Annotated in this window: 10 protein-coding genes; 5 read left to right on the top strand and 5 right to left on the bottom strand. The window is 72.9% G+C overall.

Annotated features, from left to right (window positions below; all coding sequences use genetic code 11):
- Window positions 1-152: 152 nt before the first annotated feature.
- The 5 genes from ACZ6S8_RS23335 to ACZ6S8_RS23315 all read right to left on the bottom strand — a co-directional run bounded on the left by ACZ6S8_RS23335 (window position 153) and on the right by ACZ6S8_RS23315 (window position 4,697).
- Window positions 153-1,148: a 3-oxoacyl-ACP synthase III family protein gene (locus ACZ6S8_RS23335; protein ID WP_469458640.1), complete on the bottom strand. Its 996-nt coding sequence runs from the start codon at window positions 1,146-1,148 to the stop codon at window positions 153-155.
- Between the two features lie 51 nt (window positions 1,149-1,199).
- Window positions 1,200-2,447, bottom strand: a complete 1,248-nt coding sequence (locus ACZ6S8_RS23330; protein WP_469458638.1) for a beta-ketoacyl-[acyl-carrier-protein] synthase family protein — start codon at window positions 2,445-2,447, stop codon at window positions 1,200-1,202.
- On the bottom strand, window positions 2,444-2,692 hold the full coding sequence (locus tag ACZ6S8_RS23325) for a phosphopantetheine-binding protein (RefSeq protein WP_469458636.1): 249 nt from the start codon (window positions 2,690-2,692) through the stop codon (window positions 2,444-2,446). The genes ACZ6S8_RS23330 and ACZ6S8_RS23325 overlap by 4 nt, the downstream gene beginning before the upstream one ends.
- A gap of 106 nt (window positions 2,693-2,798) precedes the next feature.
- Complete coding sequence (locus ACZ6S8_RS23320; RefSeq protein ID WP_469458634.1) at window positions 2,799-3,848, bottom strand: beta-ketoacyl-ACP synthase 3; 1,050 nt, start codon at window positions 3,846-3,848, stop codon at window positions 2,799-2,801.
- Window positions 3,849-4,400: 552 nt separating this feature from the next.
- Window positions 4,401-4,697 (bottom strand): DUF2087 domain-containing protein, encoded by a 297-nt coding sequence (locus tag ACZ6S8_RS23315; RefSeq protein WP_469458632.1) that lies wholly within the window; start codon window positions 4,695-4,697, stop codon window positions 4,401-4,403.
- Between the two features lie 838 nt (window positions 4,698-5,535).
- On the opposite strand from ACZ6S8_RS23315, the gene sbnA reads away from it, so the two are divergent.
- The 5 genes from sbnA (at window position 5,536) to ACZ6S8_RS23290 (ending at window position 17,615) form a co-directional block, all read left to right on the top strand.
- Window positions 5,536-6,564, top strand: coding sequence for a 2,3-diaminopropionate biosynthesis protein SbnA (gene sbnA / locus ACZ6S8_RS23310; RefSeq protein ID WP_469458630.1), 1,029 nt, complete (start codon window positions 5,536-5,538; stop codon window positions 6,562-6,564).
- Between the two features lie 10 nt (window positions 6,565-6,574).
- Window positions 6,575-9,706, top strand: coding sequence for an amino acid adenylation domain-containing protein (locus ACZ6S8_RS23305; protein ID WP_469458629.1), 3,132 nt, complete (start codon window positions 6,575-6,577; stop codon window positions 9,704-9,706).
- A gap of 16 nt (window positions 9,707-9,722) precedes the next feature.
- Window positions 9,723-10,037, top strand: coding sequence for an AzlD domain-containing protein (locus ACZ6S8_RS23300; protein WP_469458627.1), 315 nt, complete (start codon window positions 9,723-9,725; stop codon window positions 10,035-10,037).
- A 37-nt stretch (window positions 10,038-10,074) separates the two neighbouring features.
- Window positions 10,075-10,932 carry an AzlC family ABC transporter permease gene (locus tag ACZ6S8_RS23295; protein ID WP_469458625.1) on the top strand — a complete coding sequence of 286 codons (858 nt, stop codon included), beginning with the start codon at window positions 10,075-10,077 and terminating at the stop codon, window positions 10,930-10,932.
- Between the two features lie 119 nt (window positions 10,933-11,051).
- Window positions 11,052-17,615: an amino acid adenylation domain-containing protein gene (locus ACZ6S8_RS23290; RefSeq protein ID WP_469458623.1), complete on the top strand. Its 6,564-nt coding sequence runs from the start codon at window positions 11,052-11,054 to the stop codon at window positions 17,613-17,615.
- Window positions 17,616-17,680 lie beyond the last annotated feature (65 nt).

Genomic DNA, 17,680 nt, shown 5'->3' with positions numbered 1-17,680 from the left:
CGGGTGGCGCGGGACGCGCGGGACGCGCCGGGCCGACGGGGGACTCGGGGCGTACGGGCTCTCCGGGTGCGGGTGCAGGTGCGGTCGCGGAGGGGTCCCCGGGTGCGGCGGGGCCTGCGGGTACGGCGCGGGGGTGGGTTCCGGTCATCGGCTCACCACCGGCAGACGACGACGCCGGCGCTCGCGCCGCTGGCGAACCCGAACATGCCGACCAGGTCGCCCGCACCCAGCCGCCCCGACTTCAGGGCCGTGGCCAGCTGGAGCGGGATGGTGTTGGTGGCGACGTTGCCGTGCGCCGGGAAGGTGACGAGGATGCGGTCCGGGTCCACCCCCACCCAGTCGCAGGCGATGCGGGTGAACGGCACGGACGGCTGGTGGACGCAGACCAGGTCGAACGCGTCCACCGACACCCCCATGTCGGCGACGGCGCCGCGCACCTTCGCCGGCATCCCGTCGAAGGAGGCCACCAGCTGCGCCGAGTCGATCTCCAGCTGCCCCATCCGGCGGTGGTTGGCGTACGGGTTGGGCAGCGTCGCGGCCTCCCAGCCCCAGGAGTTGGCGAAGAAGCGGGACCCGAGGATGCCCGGCCGGCCGCTCTTCGCCACCAGGACGGCCGAACCCATGTCGCCCGTGCTCAGGCTCGGCAGCGCGTTCAGCACCTCGCCCGGGTCGGTCACGCTCCAGCGGCTCTCCCGGGTGCTCACCTCGGCGCTGGTGACCAGGACCCGCCGGTACTGACCGGCGCGGATGAGCGCGTCGGCCACCTCCAGCGCGTTGAGCACCCCGTTGCAGGCGTTCTTCAGGTCGAACACCGGGCATCCCAGGCCGAGTTTGGCCGCCACCACGTGCGCGGTGGCGGGCTCCTCCATGTCGGCGAGGATGCCGGCGTACAGGAGCAGGTCCACGTCGCCGGGACGGGTGCCGGTCTCGTCGAGCAGGGTCCGCGCGGCCTGGACGGCGAGGTCGGACGGCTGCTCCTCGGGCGGGGCCACGGTGCGCTGGGCCAGCCCGTACATGTGCTGGAGCACGCCCCGGGACAGCGGGACGCCGGGGCTGCTCGCGCGGAAGCGGTCCTCCACCGCGGCGACGCTCTGCCGCTCTTCGGGCACGTGGACGGTGGCGTGGACGATGGCGCTGTGAACGGCCAAGGGTGCGGGGCCTTTTCGTGGTGGAGGGGACGGGGGAGGTGGCGTGGGGGCTCAGGGGGCGGTGAGCACGAGCACCACGTTGTGCCCGCCGAAGCCGAACGAGTGGCTGACCGCGGCGCCCACCTGCTGCTCGCGCTCGGCGCCGGTGACGCAGTCGATGGCGTGACCGCCACCGGCCGCTCCGGCGGCCGTGAGATTGGCGACGGGTGCGACGCGCCCGTCCCGGATGGTCAGTGCGGTGAGCGCCGCCTCGACCGCCCCGGCGGCGCCCAGGCTGTGCCCGAGGACGCCCTTGGGCGCGGTGACGCTGGGCCCGTGCGGCAGGACACGGGCGATGAGCGCGGCCTCGGCGCTGTCGTTGAGGGGGGTGGAGGTGCCGTGGGCGTTGACGTGGTCGACGTCGGCCGGGGACAGGCCGGCCTGCGCCAGGGCCGAGCGCAGCGCTGCCTCGGCGTACTCCCCGCCGGGCGCCGGGGCGGTCGGGTGGTGGGCGTCCGAGGTGAGGCCCGCCCCGGCGAGCTGCGCGTAGCCTCGCCGCCCCCTGGCCGCCGCGTCCCGCGTGCGTTCCAGTACGAGTACGGCGGCCCCCTCGGCGATCACGAAGCCGTCGCGGTCCGCGGCGAAGGGCCGGGAGGCGAGCTCCGGTGTGTCGGTCCGGCCGGACAGCGCGCCCATCCGGGCGAACCCGGTGGTGACCACCGGGGTGACGGCGGCCTCCGCACCGCCCGCCACCGCGATGTCGCAGGCGCCGGAGAGCAGCAGGTCGCGGGCGACGGCCAGGGCGGTCGCCCCGGAGGCGCAGGCGGTCTCGGTGGCCAGGGAGGGGCCGTGGGCGCGCAGGTCCGCTGACACCTCCCCGGCGGCCATGTTGGGGATGAGCATCGGGACGAGCGAGGGGGACACCAGGTCGGGACCGCCCTGGTGGTGGCGCAGGGTCTGGGTCTCCAGGTGGGCCGCCCCGGCCAGCCCGGAGCCGATCACGACGGCGACGCGGGCACCCTCCCAGGAGGACGGGTCCAGGCCGGCATCAGCGACCGCCTCGCGTGCGGCGAGGACGGCGAGCTGGGTGAAGCGGCCCATCCGCCAGGCCTTGCCACCGCCGATCCGGCCCTGCTCGGGGGTGAGGGCGGGGATCCGGCAGGAGAAGTCGACCGGGCAGCCCTTGAGTTCGGGATCGGTGGCGGCGGTGGAGCGGCCCCGACGTACGCCCGCCCAGGTGGCCTCCCGCCCCGCACCGGCCGGGGTGATCATGCCCAGGCCGGTGACGGTGACGGCGCCCTGACGCGGAACAGCGGTCACAGGGCGTCCCGTTCGGCCCGCTTGGCGTGGAGCGCGGCCACGAGCTCGCCGATGGTGGTGCGCTTGGCGGCCTCGTGCTCCTCGACCTTGACGCCGAGCTCCTCCTGGAGCGCGAGGGCGAGTTCGGCGAGGGCGAGGGAGTCCAGGTCGAGGCTTTCGAGAGTGGCGTCGGGCAGGACGCTCTCCGGGGCCACCTCGAACTTCTCGGTGAGTACGGCGGTGACGACGGTCTGGACAGGGGGCATGGCGGTACGTCCTTCCGGGACGGTGAGGAGGGGGGAGGAGAGGGAGGGAGAGGTCGTGACGGGGTGGTGTCGGGGTGGTGTCGTGCGGGGTCGGTCGTGCGGGCGCTCAGGAGGCCGGCTCGACGCCGGGGACCGGGCGGCCGAGCTCCGGCCAGAGGACGGCCGCCGACCCCCAGGTGAGTCCGGCACCGAAGGTCGTGAGCAACACCCGCTCACCGCAGTGGAGTTCACCGCGGGAGGCGGCGTCGGCGAGGGCGAGGGGGATGGAGGCGGCGCCGGTGTTGCCGACCCGCTCGATGTTGGTCACGTGGCGCGGCCCCGGGATCGGGACCCGCTCGCCGACGGCGGTCAGGATGCGGGCGTTCGCCTGGTGGGCGCAGAAGCGGTCCACGTCCTCGGGCGACCAGCCCGCGTGCTTGAGGACGGTCCGGGAGGACTGGGTCATGCGGGTCACGGCGTGCTGGAAGACCTCACGGCCCCGCATGCGGAAGTACAGGTCGCCGGGTCCGTAGGCGGCCGGCGCCGCCCGCTCCCGTGCGCCGCCCCCGCGGACCTCGATCAGCTCGTCACCCGCGCCGTCGCTGCCGAGGTCGAAGGCGAGGACGCTGCCGGGCTCGCCCAGCCGGCCGCGGCGCAGGACCACGGCCCCGGCGCCGTCGCCGAAGACGATGCCGGCGGAGCGGTCGTCGGGGTCGAGGAGGGTGGAGTACACCTCGGCCGCGACGAGCAGGACCCGGTCCGCGCACCCGGAGAGCAGCGCTCCGGCGGCCGTCGCCAGCCCGTACACGAAGCCACTGCACGCGGCGCTGACGTCCCAGGCCGCCGCGCCGCCGAGGCCGAGCCGGGTCGCCAGTCGAGGAGCCATGGCGGGCATCGGCCGGTCCGGGGTGGAGGTGGCGACGAGCACCGTGTCCACGGGGGCGCCGCCCGCCACGGTCAGGGCCCGGCGGCCCGCTTCGAGGGCGAGGTCGCCGGTGGAGACGCCGGGTCCGGCCCGCCGCCGCTCGCGGATGCCGGTACGGCGGTGCACCCAGGCGTCGTCGATGCCCCAGGCGGAGGGGAGTCCGGCGTTGGCGACCACACCCGCGGGGACGTACCCGGCGATGCCCTCCAACACCGCCGCCGACGGTGCCGGCCGGGTGAGGAAGGGTGCCAACTGGTCTTCTGCGCAAGGCAAGGGGGAAGTCACGCACGTCTCTCAGGAGTGATCTTGGGGGAGCGGCACGACTGTAGGGCGGGTCAAGATCACGGGCGGTGCGGCTGCACGAGGGAACGGATGTGCGGGGCGCGCGGCGCGGCGCCATCGGTGCAGTTCAGGGGCGCGAAGGAAGAAACGTTACGGCCGCTGGGCCATCGGTGTGTCGCCCTAAAGGTTGAATTCGGTACCGCTGTCCAGGCGTCCCGCTGACGCCGGTGGCGCGCCCGGACCGGCGGACCGATCCCGTCACTGTCAACCCCGCCGGCCCCTGCGGGGCAACGGGACGGGCCGGGGCAGCCTGTTGAACGTGTTGAACGCCCGGCGGCCCGCCGGTGCCGGCGCCGCTGTCCGGCACCCGGCGCCCGGCGCCCGGCGCCCGGGGCACGGCGCGCCGGACGTGCGTGTCCGGCCCGCAGACACGGAGATGCCCGGACCGGTGGTCCGGGCATCACTCCCGAGGGCGCCGCGGCGAGTGGCCGCCGAGGGCCCGGCAAGTTCCGAAGAGACGGCCTAGGCTGCCCGGCGGTAGCTGCCGCCGTCGCGGGTCCGGGTGAGCAGGCCCGCGTTGATGAGGTAGCGCCGGAGTGCCGGGCAGTCATCGTGCACGGTGCGCAGGGCGTCGTTCACCTCCGGCTCCGTGTACTCCCGTCCGACCGCGAAGAGGGTCTCCGCGAGGTGCGTCAGCACCTGTTGGCGGCGCGCGACCTTGCGGGGAATCGCGATGAGGCGGCCGTCGGCGGAGAAGAGGTCGCCGACTCCGTGCGGTGTGCGGGATGCGTGCGGGGCGGGTCCGGTGCTCTGTGCCATGGTGGCGAGCCTCTCCCGGCGCGGGATCGCGGGGCAATGGCTTTTCCCGGCCGCCCGGCTCGACGCGCTCTCCCCGGCTCGACGTGCTCCGCGGGTGGGCCGCCGTCCGCGCACCGCCCTCACCGCCCCGCACCGCCGCGTACCGACGCGCGCAATCGGACCGGAGGGCGGACGCGCGCGTCGCCTGAGACGGGCTCCCCGCCGCGCGGGCGAGGCGGGGATTCATTGACTCGGAACATACGGTTCCGATAGGAAACACGGCGTTCTCAGACGAGCGAAGGGGCGCTCAATTCACGCCGCCGAAAATGAGACGGGCGGTGGCTCGTATTCGCCACCCGGTGCGCGGTGCGACCGTAAGATCTTTTTGAATTATTCGTCACGGAAGTCCGTTTTGCCATTAGTTTCCCCATGAAACTACTCGCGTAGACCGGTCGCGCCGGCGGTCGATCTGCCGCAGATGCCCCGGCCTGGGCCCCTGTGTGCGGGGGGTGATTTCAAGCCGCACCTGCGCGTTCTCTCCGGCGGCATAGCGGCACAAGCGTTCCCAAAGATCTCAAAGCCAGGATCTCCGGCATTTGGGGTCGCGAGTGTGACCCTCCCCTCATTGGAGATTCCTCCAATAGTGTGCGCTGGCCTTTGCGTCTTGTGTCCGCTACCGTCTCTCCACGTGGCCCGCGACCGTCATGGCTCGGTGCGCTCATCCGCATCGCAGCACCCGCGATCGGCCATCAGGCTGGTTTTACCCCGTCATTGCATTCCGGTAGTGGTTTTCCTCGAATAATGGCGCAGGACTGTCGTCTGCCGAGTGATATCGGTGGATATCTTTAGGAATCACTTTATGATTTCACAGGCTCATCAGAGCTATTCCGGCGTTGAGGTCAGGGCACCGCAGGACCTCATTCTCGATGAGATATTCGTCGACCTTCACCCCGCTCTGGGGCACAATCTTTCGCTGAAGTGTGAAGGATTCAATTTCTTCGGATCGGTCAAAGCCAAAGCGGCGGCTGCGATGATATCGGCGGCCGAACGAGACGGCAGGCTGAAGCCGGGTTCCACGATCATCGAGTCCTCTTCCGGCAGCCTCGGCATTGCCGTCAGCGCGATCGCCGCCGACCGGGGGTACCGGTTCGTCTGTGTCACCGACATCCGGTGCAACGAGCGGAACGTCCACCTCATGCGCTCGCTCGGCGCCGAGGTCGTCCTGGTCTCGGACCCGGACGAGAACGGCGGCTTCCTGGGCAGCAGGATCCGGTACGTCCAGGACGCCTGCGCCGCCGACCCGGACCTCGTCTGGCTCAACCAGTACTCCAACGAGAACAACTGGCGCGCCCACTACGACACCACCGGCCCGGCGATCATCCGGAACTACCCGGACCTGGAGTTCCTGTTCGTCGGCGCCGGCACCACCGGGACCCTCGTGGGCTGTGCCCGCTACCTCAAGGCGATCGGCCACCCCGCCCGGGTGGTCGCCGTCGACAGCACCGGGTCCATCACCTTCGGCGGCCCGCCCGGACGCAGGCTCATCCCCGGACTGGGGTCGAGCCAGCCGCCCGCCATCGCCGACCGGCGCGTCATCGACGAAGTCGTGATGGTCGACGAGGCGGACACGATCCGGATGTGCCGCTTCCTCGCCGGCCGGGGCTTCCTCTTCGGCGGCTCGACCGGCACCGTGCTCCACGGCGCCTGGCAGCGGCTCCGCACCGAGCGCCCCGACGCCCGCGCGGTCGCCATATCTCCGGACTTCGGTGAGCGGTACCTCGACACCGTCTACGACGAGGGCTGGGTCCGCATGCACTACGGCGACATCGGAACGTTCGAGCCGCTGCGGGAAGTCGCCGCCCCCGTCGCCGAATTCGCCCAGGGGTAAGGAGTCGAGAATGCCCACCACATCGAACTCTCCGGCCCGGCTTGACGAGTTGTTCACCGCGCAGGCCGAGCGCACTCCGGATTCGCCGGCCCTCGCCCACGGCGCCGAACGGCTCACCTACCGCCAACTCCACGCGCGTGCAGCCGCGGTGGCCGACGGTCTCGCCGCGCTCGGCGTCGGCGAGGAGACGCTCGTCGCCATCGCCTTCCACCGCTCCGCCGACGCCGTCGTCGCCATGCTCGGGACCGTGCTGGCCGGAGCCGCCTACCTGCCCGTGAGCCCCGCCTATCCCGAAGAGCGCATCGCGCGCATCCTCGGGGACTCTCGGGCCCCCGTCGTGCTGTGCGGCACCGGCCTGCGGGAGTCCCTGGCGCGGGTCGCGCCGGACGGAACCGCCGTCCGTGAACTCGGCGAGCTCGACTCCCCGGTCCCGCCCGCTCCGGCCCCCGTCCCGCCCGCTCCGGCCCCGCCCGTCTCCGCGCCCCGTACTGCGCCCCACCGGCCCGCCGGTGCCTCCGGGTCGCCGCTGGCCTACGTGATGTACACCTCGGGCAGCACCGGCCGCCCCAAGGGCGTCATGGTCGAGCACGCCGGTGTCGTACGCCTGGTACGGGACGCGGACTACTTCGCGTTCTCCGCGGACGAGCGGTTCCTGCAGACCGGCGCCCTCGAATTCGACGCCGCCACCTTCGAGGTCTGGGGAGCGCTGCTCAACGGCGCCGCCCTCCAGATCGTCGACCAGGACGTGCTGCTGACGCCCGCGCTCCTCAAGGCGGCCCTGCAGGACGCGGGCACCACCGTCCTGTGGCTCACCTCCCCGCTGTTCAACCAGCTCGTGGACGAGGACGTCAGCCTCTTCGCCGGACTGCGGACCCTCCTGATCGGCGGTGACGTGCTCTCCTGCCGGCACGTCAACCTCGTGCGCCGGACCCATCCGGCCCTGCGCGTGCTGAACGGCTACGGCCCCACCGAGAACACCACCTTCACCACCGTCTTCCCCGTCGAGCGGACCTACGAGACGTCCATCCCGATCGGCCGCCCCATCAGCGGGACGACCGTCGCCGTCCTCGACGCCGACCGCAGGGCGGTTCCCGCCGGGGAGATCGGCGAGCTCTACACGGCGGGCACCGGCCTGGCCCGGGGCTACCTCGGCAACCCCGAGCTGACGGCCGAGAAGTTCGTCCTGGTGGACGGCGTGCGCCACTACCGCACGGGCGACCTCGTGAGCAGCGACGCCCACGGCGTCCTCTCCTTCCACGGCCGGACGGACAGCCAGGTCAAGATCCGCGGACACCGCATCGAACTCGGCGACATCGACAACGCGCTGCTGGAGATCCCCGGTCTCACCGACAGCCACACCGGCGTCGACGTCGGCCCCGGCGGCGCCAAACAGCTCGTCAGCCACGTCGTGCTCGCCCCCGGGCACGACCGGCAGGCCGTCCTGGACGTGCTGCGCAGGCGGCTCCCGTCGTACATGTGCCCGGCCCACCTGGTACCGGTGGACCGGCTGCCCCTGAACGCCAACGGCAAGGTCGACCGCTCGCTCCTGCCCCCGCCGCCCCTGCGGAGCGGTGCCGGAGCGGCCCCGGCCACCCCCGACGAGCTGACACTGGCCCGTCACTGGGCCGACGTACTGGGCCTGGATGCGGAAGCGTTCGGCCTCGACGACGACTTCTACGAACTCGGCGGGAACTCCATCGCCACCGGAGCCCTCATCGGCCGCCTCGCCCGGGACCCCGGCGTACGGCTCGGCTTCGGCGACCTCTTCGCCGCCCGGACCCTCGGCGCCATGGCCCGTGCGGTCGCGGGGGCGGCCGCCACCGGGCTGGCGCCGATCCCGGCCGCCGGCGGAAGCGGCGTGCTCCACCCGCAGCAGCGGGCCCTCCACGCGCTCTGGCAGCTCGATCCGGACAGCCTCGTCTACAACATCCCGGTCCGGGTGGAAGCGGGGGGCCCGCTCGATCCCGACCGCCTGCGCGCGACGCTCGACCGGCTGATCGCCCGGCACGACGCCCTGCGGAGCCGGTTCACGACGGAGGCCGGAGGCGTCGTACGGCGGGCGGAGGACACCGCGACCGCCGAACTCACCATCGTCGACGGCGCGGCCCCCGACTGGGTCAGGCCCTTCGACCTCGGCGAACCGCCCCTGCTGCGGGCACTCCTCGAACGGCATCCCTCCGGCGAGGACGTGCTCCACCTCGACGTCCACCACATCGTCTTCGACGGGATCTCGCTGCGGCTCCTGGTGGACGAGCTCTTCGAGCTCTACGCGGGCTTCGAACCGGACGCCCCGGCGGTGGACTACGCCGCCGCGGCCGAATGGGCCGACGCCCGCACCCGCGCCCCGGAGGCGGAGGAGGCCGAACGGTACTGGCTGGCCAAGTTCGCCGACCCGGTACCGCCGCTGGACCTGCCGACGGACCGGCCGCGCCCCGCGCTGCGGTCGACGGCGGGCGCCGTGGTGACGGTGGACCTGTCTCCCGAGGACACCGCCCACGTACGGGCGGTGGCAGCCCGGGAGTCGCTGACCCCCTTCGCCGTGCTGCTGACCGCCTGGACCGCGGCGCTCGCCCGGCTGAGCGGGCAGCGGGACATCGCCGTCGGGAGCCCCATGGGCGGCCGGCCGCACCCGGACCTCGAATCCGTGGTCGGCATGTTCGTCAACACGGTGGTCCTGCGCGCCCGACCGCGCACGGGCGCCGGCCTGGTCGACCTGCTGCGGGACCTGGGGGCGGAGCACCGGGACGCCCTGGACCACCAGGAGTACCCGTTCGTCGACCTCGTGCAACGGCTGGACCTGCCGCGGGACTTGAGCCGCAACGCCCTGTTCGACGTGTTCTTCGCCCTGCAGGACATCGACTTCCACAGCTTCCGCAAGCACGGCCGCAGAGCGACGCTCTCACTGCCGCACCCGGGGACCTGCCGCTTCGACCTCAACCTCCAGGCCTGGCAGAAGCCGGACCGCTTCACGCTGGAACTGGAGTACTCCACGGCCCTGTTCGAACGGGCCTCCGCCGCCTTCCTGCTGGACCGCGTCCTCGACGCGCTCCGCGAACTGTCGCTCGACCCGCACGCTCCGGTCCTGCCGGAGGCGGCCGAAGGACCCGGGCGGGTCCTCGAGGCCGCCGACTTCTCCTTCTGACCAAGGCGAGATTCTGATGACCCCCTTGACCATCATCCTCTGCGGGGCGGTGACGTTCGCCGTCCGCTACGCACTCTTCGGACCGATCGGCCCCGAGCACCTGCCCACCCGGATCCGCAGCACCCTGCCCTACGTGATGCCGGCGGTGCTGATGGCGATCATCGTCCCGTCGGTGGTGCTGGCCGGGGAGGCCGGCGACCCGAAGACGGTCGCCCCGTACCTGGTGGGGGCCGTCTGCGGGTTCACGGTGGGTGCCTTCAAGCGGGACGCCTTCTTCCTGGTGTTCGCGGTCGCCATGGCCGGCTTCATGGTCACCAAGTTCGCGCTGTGAACCAGCTCCGCCCTCCCTCCGGAACGAGGTCGAATTGATGTTGCCCCGACACAGCCGCGGGGGTGAGGCACTGCAAGGCGCCCTGGCCGCCGTCCCCGTCATCATCGGCGCGGTGCCGTTCGGCCTGCTGTTCGGCGCGCTCGCCGAGGCGCAGGGCCTGGACGTGGTCAACACCATGCTGATGAGCCTGGTGGTCAACTCCGGTTCCGCCCAGATGATCGGCCTCGGCATGATCACCTCGGGTGCCGCCTGGCCGCTGACCGTCATGACGGTCCTGCTGATCAACCTGCGGCACGTCTTCTACTCCGCCGCGCTCTCGCCGTACGTACGGCCCATGCCCGTGTTCTGGCGCGCGGCCATCGCCTTCGGCATGACCGACGCCGTCTACGCCCTCGCGGCCAAGCGGTTCGGCGAACCCGCGCCCGAGCAGGACAACCGGCGCTGGTACGTGCTGAGCAACGCCGTCGCCATCTACGTCGCCTGGAACCTCGCCACGCTCTGCGGCTGGATCTTCGGCCAGACCCTCGCCGACCTCAGCTCGTGGGGCCTGGACTTCGCGGTCTACGCCTCGTACATCGGGCTGGTCGTCTCCTCCTTCACCACCCGCCGCGCGCTGTTCATCGGGCTCATCGCGGGCGCCGGCGGCCTCCTGCTCAGCCATCTGCCGTACCAGAGCGGCCTGTTCCTCGCCACGCTCGTCGGTACCTCGGTGGCGGCCTTCCTGGAGAGCAAGGCGCGCGTCGTCCCCGCCCCCGACCCGAAGGCGGCGGAGCCGGACCCGGCCCAGCCGCCACCGCGGCCACAGCCGACCGCGCCGCAGGGCGCGGGCTCGCAGTCCGCCGAGGCGTCGTGCGAGGACGCACCGGACCGAGAGATCGGCAGCAGTCCGCGCTGAGGGCCCCGCGCCGCCACCGGGGCCCCGCCGGGCCATTTCTCCACCCTTCCCCATCCGCAGCAGCGGGGCGGGCTGGGCCGCCCCCAGCCGTGCCCCCGGTCGAGACCGGAACTTTCGAGATGAGCATCTTCCACCTGCAGCAGGCCCGTACCGCCCACCCCGCACAGGCCGAGTTCTGGGACGCGCAGCAGAGCGCCTGGGCCGAGCCCACCGTGCTCATACGCGACCACGCCCACCACGGCGCCCCGCCCGCCGAGCGCATCACGGTCGCCCTGGACCCCGACACCGCGCGGGCCGTCGCCCGGATCACCCAGGGCGACGCCGTCCTGAAGGCCGTCATCGGCGCGAGCGCCCTCGCGCTCCTCGCGGCCCGCAGCACCGACCTCCCCTCCGTCACCGTCTTCGCTCCCGCCCCCCTGCGGACGGACCAGGACCAAGACCAGGACCAGGGCCAGGATCAAGACCGGGACCGGGACCGGGACGCGGTCCGAGGCCTCGACCGCACCGTCCCGCTGAGCCTCGCCGTGACCGGTGAGGAGTCCGGCCGCGAGCTGCTCACCACCGTCCGCGCGGCCTACCTGGCCGCCTCGGCCAACCTGGACATCCCCGTCCGGCAGCTGCTCGACCAGCTCGACGCCCGACCGAGCGACCTCGTCGTCTCGCTCGACGGAGCGCTCACCGCCGAGGACGCCCGCGCCACCGGGAGCCCGCTGCTCTTCGACCTCCACCTGCCGGCCGACGGCCTCGCACCCCGCGTCGAACTCGACTACGACCCGGCCCACTTCACCGCCGCGACCGGCCACCGCCTCGCCGTCGCGTACGCCCGTGCGCTCGCCGGCCTGGTCGGCGACCCCGCGCTCGCCGTCGGACCCCTGCTCCGCCCGGACGCCGCCGAACTGGCGAGGATCGAGGGGGCGTTCAACGACACCGCCGCGCCCTTCCCCGACCACCGCCTCCTGCACGGCTTCCTGGAGGAACGCGCCGCCGCCGAGCCGGACCGCGTCGCCGTCGTCGACGACGGCACCACGTACGGCGCGCTCAACGCCGCCGCGAACCGCCTCGCCCGCACCCTGCGCGCCTCCGGGGTGGAGCCGGGCAGCCCGGTCGCCGTGTGCGTCCCGCGCTCCACCGAGCTCCTGACGGCCATCTTCGCCGTCCTCAAGGCCGGCGGCGCCTACCTGCCGGTCGACCCGACGCTGCCGGCCAACCGGATCGCGTACCTGCTGGAGCACAGCCGCGCGGCCCTCGTCGTCGCCACCCCGGACACGGCCGCCGTCGCCGGGGAGCAGAGGGTGCTGCTGCTCGACGACCCCGCCGTCGCCGCGCAGCCCGACGGGGACCTGGAGCCCGTCACCGGCCCCGACGACGTCGCGTACGTCATCTACACCTCGGGGTCGACCGGCCGCCCCAAGGGCGTGATGGTGGAGCACCGGGCGATCGTCAACCGCCTCTGGTGGATGCAGAGCGCGTACCCGCTGCACGAGGGCGACGTGATCCTCCACAAGACGCCGTTCACCTTCGACGTGTCCGTCTGGGAGATCTTCTGGTGGTCCCTCGCCGGTGCGGCGGTCGCCACCCTGCCCAACGGCGACGAGCGCGACCCGGAGCGGATCATCCGCCGGATCGAGGAGACCGGGGCCACCACCCTGCACTTCGTCCCCTCGATGCTCCACGCCTTCCTCGGCTTCGTCGGCGCGACGGGCGAGCGGGAACGGCTCTCCCGCGTCCGCCGGATCTTCGCGAGCGGCGAGGCCCTCGCCGTCGACCAGGTCCGGCAGTTCGACGAGCTCCTGGGCGGCGGGCGCGAGCTCGTCAACCTCTACGGCCCCACCGAAGCCGCCGTGGACGTCACCCACCAGCCCTGCGCCGGCCTCGACACCACCCGGTCCGTGCCGATCGGCCGCCCGATCAGCAACATCCGCCTCAGCGTCAGGACCCGGTCCGGCGACCACGCCCCGATCGGCACCCCCGGCGAGCTGTGCATCGCCGGCACCGGACTCGCGCGCGGCTACCTGCACGCCCCCGAGCTCACCGCCGAGCGCTTCGTCACGGGCGAGGACGGCGAGCGCCGCTACCGCACCGGCGACCTGGCCCGGTGGCTCGCCGACGGCACCGTGGAGTACCTCGGTCGCCTCGACACCCAGGTGAAGATCCGCGGCTACCGCATCGAACTCGGCGAGATCGAACACGTCGCCCAGCGGACCGCCGGAGTGCTCCAGAGCGCGGTCGTCGCGCGGCCCACCGACGCGGGCGACAGCCTCCTGGTGGCCTACGTCGTCACCGGAGACGGCTTCGACGCGACCGTCCTGCGCGCCGCCCTGGAGGCCGAACTCCCCTCGTACATGGTCCCGCAGCACCTCATCGAGGTCCCCGCGATCCCCACCAGCCACAACGGCAAGCGCGACGTCTCCGGGCTGCCGGCGCCGCAGCTCGACGGGGGACCCGTCGCCGCCCACCGGGCCCCGCGGACACCGGTCGAGCAGCAGCTCGCCGGAATCTGGGCCGAGGTCCTCGGCCTCGACACGGTCGGCGTGGACGACAACTTCTTCTCCCTCGGCGGGGACTCCATCAAGTTCATCACCGTGCTCGCCCGCTCCCGGGCCGCCGGTCTGGACTTCACCTTCCAGGAGCTCTTCGGCCACCCCACCATCGCGGAGCTCGCCGACCGCGTCGTCGCCGCCCGGCCCGACGCGCCGGAGCCCGACGTCGAGCCCTTCGCGCTGGTCGCCGCGGAGGACCGGGCGCTGCTCCCCGCGGACATCGTCGACGCCTACCCCATGTCGCAGCTCCAGGTCGGCCTGATCTACGAGGCCCTGCGCGGCGGCACCGAGGGGATGTACCACGACATCCTCAGCTACCGGATCCGCGGCACCGTCGACACCGACCTCTTCGAGCGGGCGGTCGCCTCGGTCGTGCGCCGGCACTCCCTGCTGCGCACCTCCTTCCACCTGAACGGCTTCAGCACCCCGCTGCAGCTGGTCCACGCGAGCGCCCCGACCCCGCTGCGCGTCTTCGACCTGCGCGGCCGGTCGGCGGGGGAGCAGGAGGAGGACCTGCGCCGGTACGCCGAGCTCGAACTCCGCGGCGGCTTCCACTACGGCAGCACCGACCTGGTCCGGGTGCACCTCCACCTGCTGTCCGACGACGAGTACCAGTACTCGCTGAGCTACCACGACGCAGCGCTGGACGGCTGGAGCGTCAACACCGTCCACCGCGACGTCTTTTCCGCGTACTTCGCGGTCCTGGACGGCGAGGAGCCGCACGGCGGCTCCCGGCAGGTCATGTCGCACCGCCAGTACGTGGCCCTGGAACAGGCCGCCGTCGCCTCGCCCGAGCAGCGCGGGTTCTGGCTGGAGGTGATGGACGGCGCCGAGAGCACCCGGATCACCCCGTACACCGAGCCGGACCCCCTGCGCACCGGCGTGGGCATCCACGACGTCGTCTTCCCCGAGGACCTCTCGGACGCCGTCCTCGCGACCGCCCGCGCCCTGCGGGTCCCGGTGAAGGCGGTGCTGCTGGCCGCCCACGTCGGCGTACTGGCCTTCGTCGCCGGCACCTCGGACGTCATCACCGGATACGAGCACTCGGGCCGCCCGGAGGTCGAGGGCGGACAGGACATCGCCGGGCTGTTCCTCAACACCCTGCCGTTCCGCGTCCGCGACCTCGGCACGAGCTGGGAGGACCTGGTCCACGCCGTCTACGCGGCCGAGGCGGGCCTGCTGCCGCACCGGCGGTTCCCGATGGCCGAGATCAAGCGCGCCGTCGGCAGCCGCGAGACGCTGTTCGAGACCGTCTTCAACTTCACGCACTTCCACGTGCTCAAGGACCTCACCGCCCGTGACGGCTTCGAGCTGGTGCGCTCGATCGTCAACGTGCAGAGCGAGTTCCCCTTCCGTGCCGAGTTCTCCCAGGACGCGGTCAGCGACGAGGTGCTGCTGAGCCTGCACTTCCACCACGCGGTCTACGAGGCCGAGCAGGTCGAGCGCGTCGGCGGCTACTACCTCGACGCCCTGCGGGCCCTGGTGTCCGACCCGGCGGCGGACCGGACGGCGACCCCGCTCATCGGAGCCCGCGAGCAGGCCCTGCTGGCGTCGATGTCCGAGGGACCCGCGTACCCGCTGCCGGACGGCACCTTCCTCGACGCCTTCGCCGAGCAGGTCCGCCGGACCCCGGCCGCGATCGCCCTGGAGCACGGGTCCGAGCAGCTCGACTACGCCGCCCTCGACCTCGCCTCCGACCGGTACGCGGCGCAGCTGCTGGAGGCCGGCGTGACCCCCGGCGACGTGGTCACCACCGTGCTGCCGCGGGGCATCGACTGGTCGCTCACGATGCTGGCCCTGCTCAAGATCGGCGCGGTCTACCTCCCGCAGGACCGCGGCTTCCCGGCCGAGCGGATCGCCGCCGTGCTGCGGCGCAGCGGCTCGCGCTTCCTGGTCGCCGAGGCCGGGGACGCCCCGGGGATCGGCGCCGACCTGCGCGAGCGCGTCGACGGACTGACCGTGGTGACGCTCCGGGCTGCCGGCGAGGGCGCCGCGGCCGCGCTCCCCGCCCGGCCGGCGCCCGGGGACACCGCCTACATCATCTTCACCTCCGGATCCACCGGCGACCCCAAGGGCGCCACGGTGCGCCACTCCGGCATGCTCAACCACCTGCTGTCCAAGGTCGTCGACCTCAAGCTGACCGCCGAGGACCGGGTCGCCCAGCTCAGCACCCAGTGCTTCGATATCTCCGTCTGGCAGCTGCTCGTCGTCTGGCTGGTCGGCGGACGCACCGTCATCTACGACCACGACACCGTCGTGGACCTGCCGGTCTTCCTCACCGCGCTGGCCGAGGACGGCATCACCATCCTGGAGACGGTGCCCTCGTACACCGACGCGCTGCTCACGGAGGTCGAGCAGCGCCCCGCGCCGCTGCCGGCCCTGCGCTTCAACATCATCAACGGCGAGACGCTGCCGCCCGCCCTGACCCGGCGCTGGTTCGCGAGCTACCCGATCCCGGTGATCAACGCCTACGGTCCGACCGAGTGCTCCGACGACGTCACCCACCACTTCATGGACAGCGGTTTCGACGGGGTCCGGGTCCCGATCGGCCGGCCCATCGTCAACACGAGCCTGCACGTCGTGGGCACCGACGGCCGTCCGCGCCCCCTCGGCAGCTACGGCGAGATCTGCGTGACCGGCGCCGGTGTCGGCCTGGGATACGTCAACGATCCCGAGCGCACCGCCGCGGCGTTCGAGCCCAACACGCTCGACGGACGGTCGGCCCTGATGTACCGCACCGGCGACGTCGGCCGGTGGCTCCCCGGCGGGCTGCTCGACTGCGCCGGCCGCCGCGACGGCCAGGTGAAGATCCGCGGGTACCGCATCGAGCTCTCCGAGGTGGACGGAGCGGTCAACCGGCTGCCCGGCGTCGAGACCGCGGTGACCCTGGCCCGCGAGGTCGCCGGCGAGAAGCGGCTGGTGACCTTCTACACGGGCTCCGCCGAACCCGACCGCACCGAGTTCAAGCGGCAGCTCGCCGAGATCATCCCGGACTACATGCACCCCGAGATCCTCGTGCACCTCGACGCCTTCCCGCTGAACTCCAACGGGAAGACCGACCGCAAGGTGCTGGCCGCCCGGCCGCTGAGCACCGAGCGCGACGCCGAGCGCGAGCAGCCCGCCACCCCGGACGAGGAGTTCGTCCGCGACCTGTTCGCCTCCGTGCTGGGCGCGGACCCCTCCGAGATCGGGGTCACCGACAACTTCTTCGAGATCGGCGGCCACTCGATCGCCGCGATGAAGGTCGCGGCCACCTCCCAGGGCCGCATCGCCCTGCGCGACCTGCTGGTCCGGCCCACCGCGCGACTGATCGCGGCGAGCTTCTCCCAGCGCGACGGCGCGCGCCGCGACCTGCTGGTCGACCTCACCGCGGCCGCCGGTGCGCGCCTCGACACCACCGACGCCCTCCTCGTCTGCATCCCCTTCGCGGGCGGCAGCGCGGTCAGCTACGTGCCGCTGGCCCGGCAGCTCGCCGACGACGGCGTCGCCGCCCGGGTCATGGGGACCGAACTGCCGGGCCGCACGGTCGGCGACGACCGCCCGATGGTCGCCGTGGACGTCCTCGCCGAGCAGCTCGCCGACGAGGTGGCCCGGGAGGCCGCCGGCCGGCCCGTGCTGGTCCTGGGCCACTGCGCCGGCGCCTCGCTGGCGATGCACCTCATCCGGACCCTGGAGGCGCAGGGCCACCCCGTCGGGCGGCTGCTGATCGTGGCGAAGCTGCTGCGGTCCACGGACCCGGCCGACCACGCCGCCAACGAGGTGGTGCACATGAGCGAGCAGGAGATCATGGACTGGATGGCGGACAACACCGGACTCGACGAGGTCCACCGGCTGTCCGCGACCGAGCGCACCGACCTCGCCAGGTCGTTCCGCTACGACACGGTCGAGGCCACCCACGGGTTCCACCTCGCGCTCTCGGACCCCGGCCGCGCCGCCCTCAAGGCGCCCGCCACCGTGGTCCTGTCCACCGACGACGCACTGATGGGCGACCACACCGCGGCCGTCGGCAACTGGGAGCGGTTCGTGCCGCAGTGCCGCCTCGTCGTCACCGACCACGGCGGCCACTACCTCAACACCAGCCGCCCGGAACTCCTCGCCGAGACGGTCCGCCAGGACCTGGCCGCCCTGGAGCGCACCAGCTGAACGCACGGGGCGGCGGGCTCCGCGGAGCCCGCCGCCCCGCCCGGCGGCAGGGGATCCTGTCCGAC

The sequence above is a fragment of the Streptomyces sp. NPDC048461 genome (assembly GCF_055587105.1).
The sequence above is the reverse complement of the archived record's forward strand: the minus strand, read 5'-3'. Positions and strand labels throughout refer to the sequence as shown.

Excerpts from the sequence above, each read along its gene's own strand:
- ACZ6S8_RS23325 (WP_469458636.1), bottom strand. The coding sequence starts at position 2,692 with ATGCCCCCTGTCCAGACCGTCGTCACCGCCGTACTCACCGAGAAGTTC.
- ACZ6S8_RS23315 (WP_469458632.1), bottom strand. The coding sequence starts at position 4,697 with ATGGCACAGAGCACCGGACCCGCCCCGCACGCATCCCGCACACCGCAC.
- sbnA (WP_469458630.1), top strand. The coding sequence starts at position 5,536 with ATGATTTCACAGGCTCATCAGAGCTATTCCGGCGTTGAGGTCAGGGCA.
- ACZ6S8_RS23305 (WP_469458629.1), top strand. The coding sequence starts at position 6,575 with ATGCCCACCACATCGAACTCTCCGGCCCGGCTTGACGAGTTGTTCACC.
- ACZ6S8_RS23300 (WP_469458627.1), top strand. The coding sequence starts at position 9,723 with ATGACCCCCTTGACCATCATCCTCTGCGGGGCGGTGACGTTCGCCGTC.
- ACZ6S8_RS23295 (WP_469458625.1), top strand. The coding sequence starts at position 10,075 with ATGTTGCCCCGACACAGCCGCGGGGGTGAGGCACTGCAAGGCGCCCTG.
- ACZ6S8_RS23290 (WP_469458623.1), top strand. The coding sequence starts at position 11,052 with ATGAGCATCTTCCACCTGCAGCAGGCCCGTACCGCCCACCCCGCACAG.